The 16,215-nt window shown below is 65.8% G+C and carries 14 protein-coding genes; all 14 read right to left on the reverse strand.

What is annotated here, in order from left to right:
* Positions 1-106 precede the first annotated feature (106 nt).
* The 14 genes from AWH62_RS13405 to AWH62_RS13470 all read right to left on the reverse strand — a co-directional run bounded on the left by AWH62_RS13405 (position 107) and on the right by AWH62_RS13470 (position 16,185).
* Complete coding sequence (locus AWH62_RS13405; protein ID WP_075191002.1) at positions 107-1,540, reverse strand: HAMP domain-containing sensor histidine kinase; 1,434 nt, start codon at positions 1,538-1,540, stop codon at positions 107-109.
* Positions 1,541-1,546: 6 nt separating this feature from the next.
* The gene (locus AWH62_RS13410) at positions 1,547-2,218 is read right to left on the reverse strand and encodes a response regulator transcription factor (protein ID WP_075191003.1); all 672 of its coding nucleotides are present in this window, start codon (positions 2,216-2,218) and stop codon (positions 1,547-1,549) included.
* Between the two features lie 18 nt (positions 2,219-2,236).
* Positions 2,237-3,751 carry a Do family serine endopeptidase gene (locus AWH62_RS13415; protein ID WP_083635194.1) on the reverse strand — a complete coding sequence of 505 codons (1,515 nt, stop codon included), beginning with the start codon at positions 3,749-3,751 and terminating at the stop codon, positions 2,237-2,239.
* Between the two features lie 118 nt (positions 3,752-3,869).
* Positions 3,870-5,099 carry an alpha/beta fold hydrolase gene (locus AWH62_RS13420; protein ID WP_075191005.1) on the reverse strand — a complete coding sequence of 410 codons (1,230 nt, stop codon included), beginning with the start codon at positions 5,097-5,099 and terminating at the stop codon, positions 3,870-3,872.
* Positions 5,100-5,175: 76 nt separating this feature from the next.
* On the reverse strand, positions 5,176-5,646 hold the full coding sequence (gene ccmE, locus AWH62_RS13425; RefSeq protein ID WP_075191006.1) for a cytochrome c maturation protein CcmE: 471 nt from the start codon (positions 5,644-5,646) through the stop codon (positions 5,176-5,178).
* Complete coding sequence (locus tag AWH62_RS13430) at positions 5,646-6,302, reverse strand: DUF938 domain-containing protein (protein ID WP_075191007.1); 657 nt, start codon at positions 6,300-6,302, stop codon at positions 5,646-5,648. The genes ccmE and AWH62_RS13430 overlap by 1 nt, the downstream gene beginning before the upstream one ends.
* 59 nt (positions 6,303-6,361) lie before the next feature.
* The gene (locus tag AWH62_RS13435) at positions 6,362-7,669 is read right to left on the reverse strand and encodes a hypothetical protein (protein WP_075191008.1); all 1,308 of its coding nucleotides are present in this window, start codon (positions 7,667-7,669) and stop codon (positions 6,362-6,364) included.
* Between the two features lie 114 nt (positions 7,670-7,783).
* On the reverse strand, positions 7,784-9,169 hold the full coding sequence (locus AWH62_RS13440) for a sensor histidine kinase (RefSeq protein ID WP_075191009.1): 1,386 nt from the start codon (positions 9,167-9,169) through the stop codon (positions 7,784-7,786).
* Complete coding sequence (locus tag AWH62_RS13445; protein ID WP_075191010.1) at positions 9,166-9,843, reverse strand: response regulator transcription factor; 678 nt, start codon at positions 9,841-9,843, stop codon at positions 9,166-9,168. The genes AWH62_RS13440 and AWH62_RS13445 overlap by 4 nt, the downstream gene beginning before the upstream one ends.
* Positions 9,844-9,852: 9 nt before the next feature.
* Complete coding sequence (locus AWH62_RS13450) at positions 9,853-10,224, reverse strand: PepSY domain-containing protein (RefSeq protein WP_121212258.1); 372 nt, start codon at positions 10,222-10,224, stop codon at positions 9,853-9,855.
* A gap of 64 nt (positions 10,225-10,288) precedes the next feature.
* Positions 10,289-11,197, reverse strand: coding sequence for a DnaJ C-terminal domain-containing protein (locus tag AWH62_RS13455; RefSeq protein WP_143743061.1), 909 nt, complete (start codon positions 11,195-11,197; stop codon positions 10,289-10,291).
* 76 nt (positions 11,198-11,273) lie between these two features.
* The gene (locus AWH62_RS13460; protein WP_075191011.1) at positions 11,274-15,038 is read right to left on the reverse strand and encodes a glycoside hydrolase/phage tail family protein; all 3,765 of its coding nucleotides are present in this window, start codon (positions 15,036-15,038) and stop codon (positions 11,274-11,276) included.
* A complete protein-coding gene (locus tag AWH62_RS13465; RefSeq protein WP_075191012.1) occupies positions 15,020-15,520 on the reverse strand; it encodes an NlpC/P60 family protein in 501 nt (166 codons plus the stop codon). The genes AWH62_RS13460 and AWH62_RS13465 overlap by 19 nt, the downstream gene beginning before the upstream one ends.
* Complete coding sequence (locus AWH62_RS13470) at positions 15,517-16,185, reverse strand: DUF2163 domain-containing protein (RefSeq protein ID WP_075191013.1); 669 nt, start codon at positions 16,183-16,185, stop codon at positions 15,517-15,519. Before AWH62_RS13470 ends, AWH62_RS13465 begins: the two co-directional genes overlap by 4 nt.
* Positions 16,186-16,215 lie beyond the last annotated feature (30 nt).

The following is a 16,215-nucleotide window of genomic DNA, read 5'->3' on the forward strand; positions in this document are numbered from 1 at the left end:
TGGCCCGATCCGCGGTTCGGGTGAAGGGCACGAAGCCGCCAATCGCAAATTTTCCTGATCCTCTGCACCACGAAATAATTTTCCGTAGCACACAGTTCGCCGGTCGCTAGCTTTCCGCCGGCGCCTTGGGGAAGCACAGCGAGGCGCGCAGGCCGGCGCCATGGCCGTCTGCGACAACGCCGGGCCCCTCACCCAGTTCGAACGCGCCATTGTGGACATCGGCAATGGCCTGGACCAGGGACAGGCCCAAGCCGGAACCCGGCTTGGTGCGTGAATTGTCGAGGCGCACGAAACGCTGGGTCACCCGCCCGCGATCGCTGTCGGGAATCCCGGGCCCGGTATCGGTGACCGAGAATTCGATCTTGCCCTCGCCGGTCTCGCGCAGGCGCAGGGTCACCGCGCCGCCGGCCGGCGTATATTTCACCGCATTATCGAGAATGTTGGCGAGCGCTTGTGACAACAGGCCGCGATCACCCAGCAGAGTCAGACCCGTCTGGATCTCGGCCGCAAAGGCCAGGCCCTCATCCTCGCAGACCGGCTCGTAAAGCTCGGCCAGGTCGGAGGCGATATCGGCCGGGTCGAGGCGCTGGATCGAGGCTCGGCTCTCACCGGCTTCCAAGCGCGACAGGGACAGGATGGCGTTGAAAATCCCCAGGAGCTCGTCGGTATCGGCGACGGCCCGCTCGAGCGCCTGCTCGCGCGACTGGCGGTCACCGTCTTCCCGCAAAGCCTCGTCGAGCCGGTTTCGCATGCGCGTCAGCGGCGTGCGCAGGTCATGGGCGATACTGTCACCGGTATGACGCATGCGGTGCATCAAGGCCTCGACCCGGTCGAGCATGTTGTTGAAATTCTCGGACAGCTCGTCGAGTTCGTCGCCGGTGAAATTGCGCGGCGCACGAGGCTGAAGATCGCCCGCCTTGACCCGCCGCGCCACGGTGTTGATGCGGTCGAGGCGGCGCACGAAACGGCGACTGACGAAAATGCCCGCCGCCACGCCCAGCGCCAGAGCCAGCGCCGAAGCCGCCAGGATGGTGTTGAGCATGCGCGAGACGAGACGCGTTTCCTCGTCGACATCAAGACCGACATAGAGCTGATAACCGGACGGCAGGTCGATGATCCGGCCGCGCGCCGTGCGATCATCCTTGCCGTCGGCATCATCGCGGTCACCGGCAGCAGGCCGGCGGTAGGTGAACTGCACGCGACCTTCATCATCCGGCTGTACATCCGGCAGATAGGTCAGGTTTCCTGACAGGCTGCGACCGGACGGATGGACCAGCAGATAGAGATAGTCCGCCCCGCCCCCGACCGTACGCTCGAGGATGTAGCGATTGACCGTACGGATGCCGCCGGCCTGGAAGCTGGCATCGAGCTGTTCGACTTCCTCATTGATCGCCGCGTCGGCACGGCGCAGCACCATGCCGGCCGAGGCCGCATAAACGAAGCCCAGCGTGACAAAACTCGCGAGTGCGAACAGGGCCGCCGACAGAAGGGTCTGCCGGAAGGCCGTTGTTCTCAGGAAGGCAGCCCCACGCGCCTGCATGCCGGATCAGGCCTGCAGGCGGTAGCCGGCTCCGCGCACCGTGTGCAGAAGCGAGCGCGGGAAGGGTTTGTCGATCTTCGAGCGCAGGCGCGAAATATGGACGTCGATGACATTGGTCTGGGGGTCGAAATGATAGTCCCAGACTTTTTCCAGCAGCATGGTGCGGGTCACGACCTGGCCGGAATGCTTCATGAGGAATTCCAGCAGGCGGAATTCACGCGGTTGAAGCAGGATTTCCTCGCCCTCGCGCACCACGGTGCGGGCCAGCAGGTCCATTTCCAGATCGCCGACCACCAGCTTGGTGCGAACCGTGTCCGGATCCCGGCGACGGGCCAGGGCCTCGACGCGGGCCAGCAGTTCGGCGAAGGCGTAGGGCTTGACCAGATAGTCGTCGCCGCCGGCCTTGAGACCTTCGACACGGTCATCGACCTCGCCGAGGGCGGAGAGAATGAGAACCGGGGTGCGATCATCGTCGGCGCGCAGCGCCTCGACCATCGAAAGCCCGTCCATGCGCGGCATCATGCGGTCAACGACGAGCACGTCATATTCCGCTGCACGGGCCATTTCCAGACCCTCTTCGCCGTCGCCGGCATGGTCGGCCACATGGCCGCTTTCGCGAAGCCCCTTGCGGATATAGCTGGCGGCTTCACGGTCATCTTCAACGATCAGAATGCGCACCCCGATCTCCTTTTTTCTCTAGTCGGCATCGCCGAGTTGCAGGGCGACATAGCGTTGACCGCCACGCCCCTGGACCAGCAGCAGGATGGCGCTGCGACCGTCTTCACGTGCCTCATCGGCGATGACACGCAGGGCGTCGGCGCTGTCGACCGGCTCGCCGCCGGCTTCCAGGATGATGTCACCGGTGAGCACACCCTTGCGGGCGGCTTCGCTGCCCGGTTCAACCTCATCGACCACGACACCCGTGACGTTCGGCGCCAGCCCCCGGACCTCACGGTCCTCTTCGGCCAAGGGCGCCATCGACATCCCGAACACGGCTGTGCGCGGCGCCACCTGGTCGACCGAACTCATGCTGGCCAATTCCTGCTCGCCTGGCCGATCACCGAGACGGGCGCGGACCGTATGTTCACGGCCATCGCGAAGGACCAGGAAACGAACCTCCTCGCCAGCCTGGATATTGCCGATGCGGCGGGTCAGATCTCGCGATCCGTCAACCGTTTCGCCATCGACTTCCAGCACCACATCCTCGCGCTCGAAACCGGCCTGGTCGGCAGGGCCGCCCTCAACGATCGAGCTGACGATGGCGCCGGTCGTGCCCTCAAGTCCCAAGGCTTCGGCGATATCGTCGGTGACGTTCTGGATCGACACACCCAGCCAGCCGCGCGCGACGCGGCCATCATCACGCAAGTCAGCGATGATGCGGGCGGCGACGTCGGACGGGATGGCAAAACCGATGCCGACATTGCCGCCGGTCGGCGAGAATATCTGCGAGTTCACACCGATCACATTGCCGTTGAGATCAAAGGTCGGGCCACCGGAATTGCCGCGATTGATCGGGGCATCAACCTGGATGAAGTCGTTATAGGTCGAATTGCCGATCGGCCGGCCAATGGCCGAGATGATGCCGGCGGTTGCGGTGCCGCCGAGGCCGAACGGATTGCCGACCGCGACAACCCAGTCGCCAACGCGATATTGCGGGTCTTCTTCCAAGCGCACAAAGGGGAAATCGACGTCGGAATCGACCTTCAGCAGCGCCAGGTCGGTCTGCGGGTCGGTACCGATGACACGGGCCGGGAATTCTTCACCGTCAGACATGCCGATGGTGATCTCGTCGGCATTGGCCACGACGTGGTTGTTGGTGACCAGATAACCGTCAGCGCTGATGAAAAAGCCGGAACCGAGCGATTGCCGCGGCTGCGGCTGCGGCCGCTGGCCACCGAACTGGCGCTCCAGCCACTCGCGCATTTGCGGCGGCAGATTGTCCATGTCGGGGCCGTCACCGCCGCCGAACTGGGCCATGTCGACCGTCCCGCTCACCTGGACCGTGACCACGGACGGGCTGACGCTTTCAATGAGGTCCGCGAAGGACATCGGCGCCCCGGCCGGAACCGCAGCCGCCAATGGCGGCTGGCCGGCGGACTGGAAGGCGTGGGCCTCGCCCATCGAGCGGTCCAGAAGACTTCCTGCAGCCAGCGCGGAGAGCGCCAGAAGCGAAACACCACCAAGGCGGCGCATGCGATCAACCGAAATCATGGGTATCGACGACCTTTCCATTACTAGTACGGGTTCATTGCGAATACGGCTCGAACATCACGCGGCGGGATTAAACGCGGCGTGTCTCAAACATTACAATAACATTACAACCGGTAATTTACCCGTCATCTTTCAGGCGGGTCCTCACGACGACAGGATTGTGCAGGGTGCGATGGACCGGGCATTTGTCGGCGATCTCCAGGAGGCGGGCCTTCTGCGCTGCGTCCAGCGCGCCTTCCAGAACGATCTCGCGCTCGAAAATATCGACATGCCGTTCCTGGCCATCGGCACAGGCCTCGCAATCCTCGGCATGCCCCTTCTCGTGGGACGTGCCCACCGTCACCCGCTCCAGCGGCAGGTCCTTGCGGTCGGCATACATGCGCAGCGTCATGGCGGTGCAGGTGCCCAGTGCGGCCGCGAGATAACCATAGGGCGACGGGCCGGCATCGAAACCGCCGACCGAAGCCGGCTCGTCAGCGATCATGACATGATCACCATCGACGACATGATTTTCGAACTTGCCGCGCCCGGTCTCGCGGACAATCACCGTACCCGCAGGCCCCGGTGTCGGCGCTGCCGGTGCCGGAGCGAGCACATAGCGCGTCGCCCAACCGGCAATGACGTCGGCGGCATAGAGCGCATCACGCTCGTCGCGCAGCAAATGGTCGGCATCATCAAGGCTGACAAAGCTCTTGGGGTGTTTGGCCGCACCGAAGAGGCGCGAAGCGTTCTCGACGCCCACCTCCTCATCAATCGGCGAATGCAGGATCAGCAGCGGTCGCCGCAGGTCGGCGGCGGCGTCTTCCAGACTGTGGCCGGCAATATCATCAAGGAACTGCTTCTTGATCGTGAACGGGCGGCCGGCCAGCGAAACCTCGGCGACGCCGTCGCGGGCAATGGTCTCGACCTTGTCGGCGAACTGGCGGGTGACATGTTCGGCATCGGCCGGACCGCCGATCGTCGCGACAGCCTTGACCGACGGCAATTGCGCCGCCGCAGCGATTACCGCCGCGCCGCCCAGGGAATGACCGATCAGTAAGTCCGGCGCCGCATGTTCGGATTCCAGATAACGCGCCGCCGCGACCAGGTCCTGGATATTGGAGGAAAAATTGGTGTTGGCGAAATCACCCTCGGACTGACCCAGCCCGGTGAAATCAAAGCGCAGCACCGCAAAGCCGGCGGCCGTCAAACGGCGTGCGATCCGGCTGGCGGCGAGAATGTCCTTTGAGCAGGAAAAGCAATGCGCGAACAGGGCGTGCGCCCGCGGCGGACCGGCCGGCCGTTCAAGCCGCGCCGCCAGCGTCTCGCCCAGCGCGCCGGTAAAGGTCACGCGTTCAGATCGTGCCATGCCGTGTCTCCTTCGACTTTCCCATCAGGTAAGTCATCAGGAGACGAACACAACACACGCGGCGCTGACAATCCCGTCAGCGACTGTCGGGCGCGCCTGCCGTCATGTCTTCGCCCTCACCCTGCCAGACGCCCGCCTCGCGCAGGGCCTCGGCGACTTCCGGCGGCATATAGGTCTCGTCATGCTTGGCCAGGACATTGCGGGCCTGCAGCACGCCTGCCAGGTTGAACTGACCTTCGACGACCACGCCCTGGCCTTCGCGAAACAGGTCCGGCAGCAGACCGTCATAGACGACCTGAACATTTTCGACCCGGTCGGTGATCACGAATTGCACGGCCCCGTCGGCGGTCTCGCCCACAGAGTCCTCAAGCACCAGCCCGCCGACCCGGATCCGCGCCTCGGTGCCGGGATGGGCCGCGGCGATCTCGCTGGGCGAATAAAAATAGACGATGGCATTGCCGACCGCCAGGAAGCCGAGCGCGACCGCGATGCTGAGAACAATGCCGGCAACGGCGATGGTGGCGAGGCGGCGATTGCGGTGACGCATCAGCGCGGCTCCGAGGGCTTGAAAACGAGGGAGAGATTATTGGCCGGCATGGCGATTTGCTGGTCGAGGGCGAGGCCGTGGCCCGCCATCAGCGCGACGACATCGTCCAGCGCCCGCACGCCCCAGGCCGGGTTGCGCGCTTTCAGCGACGCATCGAACTGCCGGTTGGAGGGCGCCGTGGCCTCACCGTCCATGAAGGGGCCATAGAGCATGACACAGCCACCCGGCCTCAGCGCGCGCCCGGCAAGCGCGGCCAGCGCCTCGGCCACACCCCAGGGCGAGATATGGATGACATTCATGCAGACCAGCGCGTCGAACGGGGCAAGGTCGGCGACGGTTTGCGGATCCATCAGATCGATCGCTAGGGGCGGCCGGATCGCACCATCGGCCTCGCTGGCCCATGCCGCCTGGCTGGCCCGGGAGGCCGGGTCCGGGTCGGACGGTTGCCAGCGGATATCGGGACGCGCCCGACAGGCCGCAAGCGCATGCTCTCCCGTCCCCGATCCGATCTCGAGCACTTCGGCGTCCGGCGGCAGGACATCGGCTAGGACGGCGGCGATCGCATCGCGATTGCGCGCAGCGCTTGGCGAATGCAGCCGGTCGTCAGTGGCAGTGCGCTGTTCCAGCGCGATCGGTGATCCGGGTGGTTTGCTCATGCGGTGGGAGTTACGTGTCTGCGCGGCTCGAGGCAAGCTGCCAGGCGCGGCGCGGGACGCTATGCCGCGGCGGCGGCGACGCCACGGCGACGCAGCAAGGAGGCCGCTTCATCACAACCGGCGGCCAGCATCAGGCGCACGGTGATGTCCAGCCCGTCCTGGGCGGTTGTGCGGTTTTGGCCCTCACTGGTGGCGACCAGATCGACCAGCATCTCGCCGGCTTCCTGCATGCGTTTTTCGGCCGCATCCGCGATTCGTTTCTGGGTCGAAGCGATGGCGGCGGCGGTCGCGTGTTCGCGGCATTTGCCGAGGAAGTAGAGCAGGCCTTCGGCCTTGTCGATCGCCGCCTCGGGCGGGATTTGCGCCGGGATCACCCGGCCGCTGCGACCACGGCGTGGTTCCGGCAGGCCGGCGTCAAGCGCGAGGGGGACCTTGGCGAGGATTTTCTCGACATTGGTCGAGGCCTCGGCCCGCAACCCGAAGAGGGACCGGCCCCAGCGGCCATCCTTGCGAATGCCGAATTCGGCGGTCATCCCGGTCGAGAAGGCGACAAAGCGGTCAAAGACGAGATAGCAGGCCTTGGCCTCTTCCAGCGTCTGCGGGGGTTGTTTGAGGCGGGCCGCGAAATAGCCGGTATCACCGAGCACGGCATCACCGACGGCGGCGAGTTCGGTCTTGGACACGACCAGATCATCATCCCGGCGACCGATCCGCTTGACGACACGGAATATCTGCCACGGGCTTTCCAGCCGTCCCATCGTCAACAGCAACACCCACAAGGCCGCCTCGGCATTGCTCTCATGCATGGTCTCGTGCAGCCGCTTGACGGTCAGGGACAGGTCGTCATCAAAATCCTCTATCTTCTCCGGCACTTCCGCCATCGCCCCGGCGATCTCTTCGCAATTATTCAGCAAGACGATGGCATCCGAGAGCATCGCCCGCCCCTCGCCGCCGAAGCGTTTGAGCAGGGCTGTCATGTCCTTGGGAACGCGGTCGGCCTTGTGCACGGCTTCAGCCAGTGCAGCCCCGGCCTGACGCCGGAACTCAAACCAGATCGGATCACTCTCCGGTCGTTTGCACTTCTTGGCAGTCTCGACCATGTCCTTGGCCAGATGTCGCCCCATCCAGCCCCAGATCTTCGACAGGTCTTCGGTGGTGAAGCGAAAGCGCGATGGCGGGATGATGCCGGACTCGCCGACCAACGGCCGCAAGGGCGCCAGCACATAGGCCTTCGCCAGATCACCGGCCGGCTTGCGCATCGCCTCATCCAGCTCGGCAAATATCGTGCTGAGCAGGGCCGAAGCGGGGTCGCTCGGTGCGGCCGCCTTCGTTGTCGCCCGCAACGTCGCCCGCATATGTTCGGGCATGCTGCGCCAGAGCGCTTCGAGTTTGGCTCGCTGGGAAGGCGAGAGTTTTGCCATGGTCTAGGATACACAGTTTTTTGCTGACCCTAGTCTTCAACGACTTAGGTTAATGAGCGTTTAGCGCCCAGTCGCCGGAAGTCCAATACGGGCCGCCAAGCCTCCCAGTTCTGATCTCGACAGGCTGAGTTCTCCATCATAAGCTTTGGCGAGGTCGGATACAATTGCCAGCCCAAGTCCCGAGCCCGGCGCCTGTTCGTCGAGCCGAACACCCCGCTGCAGCGCGGCTTCGCACTCGTCCGGGTCCAGTCCGGGACCATCATCCTCAATGGTGACCGCCAGCTCACGCGGCGCCGTGCGACAGGCCGAAACCCGCACTTCGCCACCCGACCACTTGCAGGCATTATCCATCAGATTACCGATCATTTCCTCAAGGTCCTGGCGTTCGCCCTTGAAGTGGAGATCGTCCTCGACCTCGGTGGTGATGCGGATGCCGCGCGAAGCATTGATCTTTTCCAGCGTCCGCGCCAGGTCACCAACGGTCGGGCCGAGCGGGGTGCGCGCACCGACCGCCTTGGCGTGGGCCGCGGCCCGGGCGCGACGCAGATGGTGCTCCACCTGTTCAGTCATCACGCCCGTCTGGCGCTGGACCATGTCGGCCAGCGCCCCTTCCGAGGTCCGCGCTTCATTGGTCAAGACGGCGATCGGGGTTTTCAGCGCATGCGCCAGATTGCCGACATGGGTGCGCGAACGTTCAACCAGTTCGCGTGAATGGTCGAGCATGGCGTTGAGTTCGTCGGCCAGGGGCTGGAGTTCGGTCGGAAACTCGCCATCGACACGTTCCTGATTGCCCTCACGCACTTCCGCGACGCTGGTGCGCATGCGCAGGACCGGCGCCAGGCCGATCCGGACCTGGAAGAAAACACCGGCCGCAATGGCTGTCGCAAAACCAAGAAACATGATGCCGGACGTGATGGCGAAATTGCGGACATCGCGATCCGCCGCCTCGCGATCCTCGGCTGCCATCATGATCACCATGTCGGCCCGGGCCGGCAATTGCACCGCCTGCGCGGTCAGGCGCAGGGGCTCGCCGCTCGGGCCTTTGGTATCAAAGGAAATGATCTGGCCCGGCGTGGCCAGGGCCGAGGCGAGGAGCGCATCCGGTGGCGCCAGGACTTCGTCCCACAGCGAGCGCGAGACCACGAGTGCCTGATGCCCGCCGCCCTCCATCTCCGGCCCGTCCATGATCTGCCAGTATCGACCGGAGAAAACCCGGTCATAAGCGGGGTCGGACGGTCGCCGGGCGAGCACGATGCCGCCGCCGGGATCGGTCTCGGCAGCCGCAACCAGCGCCTCGACGACGCTGGCCAGCCGGTCGTCCATCGTCCGCAGGACGGAGCGTTGATAGAGGGTCGTCAGCGCCACCGCGCCCAGCAGCAGGAGGACCAGCGCCCAAGCGGCGGCGCCGGCGAACAGTCTGAAAGCCAGGGAGGCGCGGCGTTTCACGAAACCGGGCGCGCCACCGGATCAACCAGCCGATAACCCAGACCGCGCACGGTCTCGATCCGGTCAGTGCCGATCTTCTTGCGCAAACGACCGACAAAAACCTCGATCGTATTACTGTCGCGATCAAAATCCTGATCATAGATGTGCTCGACCAGCTCGGTGCGCGAAATCACGCGGTCCTGGTGGTGGGCGAGATAGGACAGCATGCGGAATTCATGCGAGGTCACCTTCACCGGCGCGCCATCGATGAAAACGCGGGCGCCACGGGTGTCGATGGACAGGCCGCCGCACTCGATTGTCGCGGTAGTGTGACCGGCGGCGCGGCGGGTCAGCGCGCGCATGCGGGCCAGCAATTCCTCGGTATGGAAAGGCTTGGTGAGATAGTCATCGGCACCGGCGTCAAAGCCTGCGACCTTTTCCGACCAGCGGTCGCGCGCGGTCAGGATCAGGACCGGGAAGTCCCGGCCTTCCTGGCGCCAGCGCTCCAGCACGGTGACACCATCCATCTTGGGCAGGCCAAGATCCAGCACGACCACGTCATAGGGTTCGGTATCCCCCATGAAATGCCCGTCTTCGCCATCGAGGGCGGAGTCCACGGCATAGCCGGCATCTTCCAGCGCCCGGCCGAGCTGGCGGTTCAGGTCCGGATCGTCTTCAACAACAAGCGCGCGCATGCACTCCCCCTATCGTTCAAAGAGTATCTGCCCGGTGCGGGCATCGGCAACCACATCAACGCGGCGACCATCCTGGGTGAGAATCTTGATCACATAGCGCGGTGACGCACCGCCCTCGAGTTCGGCATCCAGCACATCGGCGCCAGGATAGCGACGACGCACTTCCGCGATCACACGCAGCGCCGGCACCACATCACCCTGACGGCGCGCATTGCGGGCCTCCGGAGCAGAATAGCGATCCTGCAGGCTGGCATAGCCAGCCGGCTGCGCCACCGACAACGCGGCGGACGACAGCGTCGCCGATGCCACCGAATCGTCGGCTTGGGCGGGGGCCGCGATGACGCTCAGGGCGCCGGCAAGGATGATCAAATGTCTCAACATGACACTCACACTGACGGGATCCCCCTGAACCCGTGCTGAACAACTTACTACCAAAACATCACCGTCACGAGCGCAAGCCCTTGCGCGGATCATAACCGTCCGGCGGCGACCATGTCTCGAGAAAGGCCTTGAGCGCCTCATCGCTGGGTGGCAGGGCCACCATCAAACGGATCAACTGGTCGCCCCGCTTGCCCTTGGCGCCCGCAAATCCCTTGCCACGCAGCCGCAACAGTGTGCCCGTGGACGACCCCGGCGGCACCCGGACATCGACCGGCCCGTCAATCGTCGGCGCCCGCACCTTGGCCCCCAGCGCCGCTTCCTTGACGCTGATCGGCAGTTCGAGGCGAACATCATCGCCGGCGCGGGAGAAATATTTGTGCTCGGCAACCCGGATCTCGATCAAAGCGTCACCGGGCTGGCCACCGCTTGCGGACGGCTCGCCCTGGCCGCGCAAACGCAGCACCTGTCCGTCCGAAGCACCGGACGGCACGGCGACATCCAGTGTCCGGCCGCCGGCCAGGGAGACACGATGCTTGCCGCCATGGGCCGCTTCCATGAAATCGACGGTTAGGCTCTGGCGCATGTCGGCCCCCTTGCGCGGCGCCTGTTGCTGGCGACGGGCGCCGCCCTGGGCCCCGAAATCGGTGAAGATATCCGAAAAGATGTCCTCGAACCCGCCGCGCCCGGCCTGACGTGACTGCCGGAAATTGAACGGTTTGCCACCGGCCGCACCGCCCATGCCGGGATGGAAACCGGCCCGCGCGGCCGCGTCATACTCAGCCCGCTTGTCCGGATCGGACAACAGCTTGAAAGCTTGCGAGACGTGTTTGAAACGTTCCTCAGCGGCGGCATTGCCGGGATTGGAATCAGGATGGAGTTCCTTGGCCAGCTTGCGATAGGCCTTGCGGATCTCGTCGGCCGTCGCCGTTTTGGAAACGCCAAGCGTCTTGTAGGGATCGTCCATGCCCGTCATGCCTGTCCGTCAATCCTTCCGGCTGTGAAGGTCAGGCATCATGTAAGCGGCTTTGCCGACGATATCAAAGCGGGCCTCACAGGTCGGCCTCAGCGGTCGCGACCGCCCCGGCGCCAAGCCGCGCCGACACCTGCGCCACCCGTACCGTCAAATGCGTCGGCAAGGCGCCGAAATACGCTGCCAGCGCAGCATTCGTGAGCGTCAACCGGGTCTCACCGATATCGTCCAGGCGGACCGTCTCGCCGTCCGCCTCGAGTTCGACCTGCCAGGCCTCAACCGTCTCACCAAGCGGCACCTCCGGTGCCGACCAGTCATCACCACCGATCCGGGTCTGCCGGATCCAGTCCAGTTCGACCCCGTCGGTGGTCCGCGTCAGGGAAAGATGGACCGGCGGCAGCGGCGTCAGGTCAGCCACAACAGGCGCGATCGTGCGCACGCTTGCGGCCTCGTCCAGCGGCGAGCGCCCTGCGGCAACGGCAGCGACGTCCAGCGCCACACCACGCTCATGCGGTGCCAGCATCAGAGGCTGGCAGGCGGCATCGAGGATCACCACCCGCGCCGCGGCCGCAGCGGTGCGCGCGACGCAGCTGCCCAGACCGCGCAACAATCCGGTGAGCCGGTATTGTCCCGGTGCGACCAGTTCGGCGTCGCTGAACGCGACAACCTCCCAGACGCCCGGCGCCGCTTCGACGGCAATCCGGTTGCCACCGCCCAGCACCGCCAATTCATCGAGACTGTCAGGCGGCCCCCAATCGAGCGCGATGTCGAGACGGGCGGCGCGGTCCCAGCGCCCGACCGGTCCGGTCGCCAGCGCCTCAACCAGTCGGCCCATCCGCGCCGGACGGGTCAATCGCAGACGGGTCTGGCCGGCCAGCGAGACATCAATGGCGCCGGGCCAGGGTTTGGACCAGGCGGCGACCAGCGGCCCGTCCCGCGCCTCGCCCGATTGCAGCGGCAGGTCGAGAACCTCCAGCGCCGGCCGGGTCGCCGGTCCGGGCAATGTCCCGTCCACCCCCGCCTCGCCGGTCGCGACGGTCAGGCGGCGCCCACCGGGACGGACCAGCTGCGCCGTACGGCCAAAATCGCCGTCCAGCGACACGATCCGCCACACTGCGCCCGACACGGTGATCGCATCACCAGCCTCCAGCCCCAGCGCGGCAGGCGGCAGGATCAGGTCGAGCCGGTCTGCCTCGGTCTGCGCCGCCGCCAGCCAGTCTGTGCACCAGCGCCGGGCGGTGTCAGCATCGGCAATGACCGGCACGCTCAGAGTTGCGCTCTCAACGGTGCCGAACGTGTCGCGGGCATAGGCGTGACCAAGGCGATAGGCCGAGCGGTCATCGTAAAAGCCCAAGCGGACATCGCGGATGAGATCAAGCGGCGCCGGATAATGCCGCGTCACACTGTCGGCTTCCGCCGCAACCGGGTCGGTCAGGGCAAGGCCGTCGGTGACAGGTGCGGCGGATTGGAAGCGGACCACGTCACTGCCCTCGATCACATCCAGCCCCAGCATCGCAACCAGTGGCGCCAGCGCGTCGCGTGCGGCCATTGGTCGATCGACGACATAGCCGGCCACCAGATCGTGGACCGCGCTGGTGTCGATTTCGGTCAGGCCCGAGGCGTCGGCCAGTTCGTCGATGATGCGGGCGACCGGGACCAGGCCGGCGCGGCCATTGAGCCAATGCCCGAGCCGCCAATTGCCGCCATCCGACCAGATCTCGGAGCGCGCCGGGAAGTCCGGCCAGGGTCGGGCATCAAAAGCCCAGACCGCGCACCAGTCGGGCTCGACCATCGGCCCGCCATAGACCGGTGAGACCGGGTTGGCCGCCACATCCTGCCAATGTGCCAGCACGCATTCCAGGTAGCGGCGCTGGATGAGATCATCACGGCTGCCGCTGGAGTGATGCGGCGGCGCGCTCTCGGAGCTTTTCGGGTCGATGAAGACATTGGGCTGGTTGGCGCCCTTGTCGACCGCCGGACAGCCCAGCTCGGTCAGCCAGACCGGTTTCGACATCGGCACCCAGCCGGTCGCACTGGCATTGCGCACACCGCCGGGCCGGTCATGATGCGCATTCGACCACCAGCCGACGAGATCCTTGTAACGCCAGACCCAGTCCTCGCCATGGCCAACATCCAGGATCGGCGTGCGCAGCTGCGCCTCGCGATCGGCCGGGCTGGCATAATACCAGTCATACCCCTCCCCGCCGGTCAGCTGGCTGGCGAGATAGGCGCGGTCATGCGGGGTCGCGGCGAGACCAGCATCGAGATGCCCGTCGCCATCACGCCAATCGGCCAGCGGGATATAAAAATCAATCGCCACGGCGTCGATCTGGGGATGCGACCATAGCGGGTCGAGATGGAATATCTTGGCGCCGCCGCCGCTCTGATGGCCATGATACTCGCTCCAGTCCGCGGCATAGGAGAGCCGGGTCGCCGGACCGAGCAGGCTGCGCGCCTCGGCCGCGAGATCGCACAGGGCGGCAACGGCCGGATAGCTCTCCTCCGCCCCCGCCGTCGTCAGCGCGACCATTTCCGAGCCGATCAGGAAGCCATCAACCCCACCCGCCGCCTTGGCCAGGGCGGCGCAATGCAGGATGAAGCGGCGATAGCGCCAGGCCGCCGGTCCGTCATAGCTGACCGTCTGACCCGCAACGCTGAAATCGCTCGCGGCGGCCGACCCAAAAAAGTCGGCGACCTGCGCTGCCACGCTGCCGCCGACCGGGCGGATGCGGCCGCGCCAGGGATAGGCCGGCTGACCGCTGCCGCCATCGGGGTCGGGCAAATCATTGCCATCCGCGATATCCATCAGGATGAAGGGATAGAGGGTGACCGTGAAACCACGCGCCTTGAGCCTCTTGATCAGGGCGACCACGCCGGCATCATCCGGCGTGCCGCCATAGACCGGCCGCCCGTCGACCCGGCCGATCAACCAGGCACTGTCGCGATCGGCGCCGGCGACCGACCAGGAGGTCGGCCGGGTTACGGTCTCGCGATCCTCGACGCCGGGTCGGATTTCACAGGCACCACACCGCAGATCCGTGCCAAACCAGGCCAGCACGATCTGCACCGAACGGCAGGCCGGCAGATCGCGTTCCAGATCATCCAATGCCGCCATGACATCAGTCAGGCCGCGCGAATTGTTGCTATTGAGCGGCGTCTCGGCGCCGGGTCCGTCCAGCCGCATGACCGGCTCGGGCGACAGGGCAAACTCGCCGCAACCGGGGATGAGATTGACGCCGCGGACCTGCGTCTCCAGCCCGTCCGCCCCGACCCCGCGAAACACTTCGACCGAGAGATTGGGGATGCGGTGACCGAACTCATCCAGCGGCAAATCCTCGAAGACGAGATAGGCGGTGCCGCGAAATCCCGGCGCCGTATCGCCCTCGATCGCCGTGATCAGCGGGTCCGGTGTCTGGTCCTCCGCCCCTCCATGCCAGCGCACGGCAAAGCGCGACTGGTCGACCAGTGCGCCATTGGCCCAGATCCGGCCAATCCCGGAAATCACGCCCTCACACAGGCCGACGGCGAAGGAGATGGAATAGGAAAACCCGGTCTCCTTCGGCCCGCCCTTGCCGCCGCCGGAGGTTTGCGCGTGCTCAGTAAAACGAGCCGCCCAGATCACCTGACCGGCCAGACGCGCCCGCCCCCACAGGCGTGGCATGGCTGCGCCATCGGTCGAAGTCTGGACCGGCAGCTCCACCAGGCGTGGCCCCTCACGTCCGGGCAACAGCGCATTGACCGCGGCACCGGCCACAGCCTGACCCAGCATGGGCAGGGCCGAACGGGCCAAAGCGAGACCGGTTTGCAGGGCCGCGCGACCGGCTGTCAGGACAAGTTCGGCCATATTGCCTCCTCGCTCGGTTCGGTGTCAGGCAGGTCGGGAAAGGCGAAGGCAGCAACCAGGCGGCGGCGCCACCACGGCGTCAGCGCCGTCTCGACGACGCTGCGATGCCAATAGGCGTGGATGATGCGGCCGCGTTGCGACAGCACGACGCAATGACGCGCCGCGCCGCCCGGCTCGACGGCAAACAACAGCACATCGCCCGGCCGCACCGCCTGTTTGTCGATTTCACAAAAATGGCTCCGGGCCGCCGCCAGCAAGGCGCCGTCCCAGCTGCCATTGGAAAGGTCGCGTTCATAGGCCGGCACGGCTTGCGGCTCGGCGCCATGCAGCGCCCGCCAGATACCGCGCAGCAGGCCGAGACAATCACAGCCAACGCCGCGGATGCTGGCCCGATGGTGAAAGGGCGTACCGATCCAGCGTCGCGCTTCGGCCAGGGCCAGGGCGCGGGCGGAGACCGGTCGGCGCCGTTTCGCCCGGCTCATCCGCCCAGCCCCCGCGAGGAACCGTCGCGCACGGCGTCTCCGGCCGGCGAGGCCTGCAGCACATCATTGCCGACCATCCACGGAAAGCCACGAAAATTGAGCGTGTTGGCGAAACGGTCGCGGCAGGTGGCAAAGGCCTTGTCACAGCCGCCCGCAAAACCGGGATGACCGGGATCGACGCCGCAGCGCGCATCCCCCAGTTCCGCATCACAGCGCCGGGCAAAGACCCGCCCGGTCAGCCGCGACAGGCGATGCGACAAGCCGAAAAGCTCGGCCTCGAAGCGGCCAGCAACGGCCCGGATCTCGCCCAGCTCGCCCTGGCCGGTCTTCACGCCAAGCGGTGGATCAGCCGACCAGTCGACCCGCCAAACCTCGACCCGGGCACCGGACCACAACCCGGCTTCAAGGTCCGCCGCCCGCAAAACCGCATCATCGAGCGCGCCAACCACGCCAGCCTGATCCGGTGCCAGGCCCGTCGCAGACGCCATGTCGCCACTGCCAAACCCGGTACCGGCACGACAGGTCACACCGGCAAAGACGAGATCGCGATCATGATCGGTGAAGCCAAAACGGGCATTATCGGTTCGGGTCACGATCCAGCACTGGCACAGACAGGACACACCCCTGTCCAGCGCCGCCTGTATCGGCGTCGGAATGGTTCGCATGAACACCTCCTTGCCGCCCCGCTCGGGGGC

This window comes from Maricaulis sp. W15 (assembly GCF_001924955.1).
GTDB lineage: Bacteria > Pseudomonadota > Alphaproteobacteria > Caulobacterales > Maricaulaceae > Maricaulis > Maricaulis maris.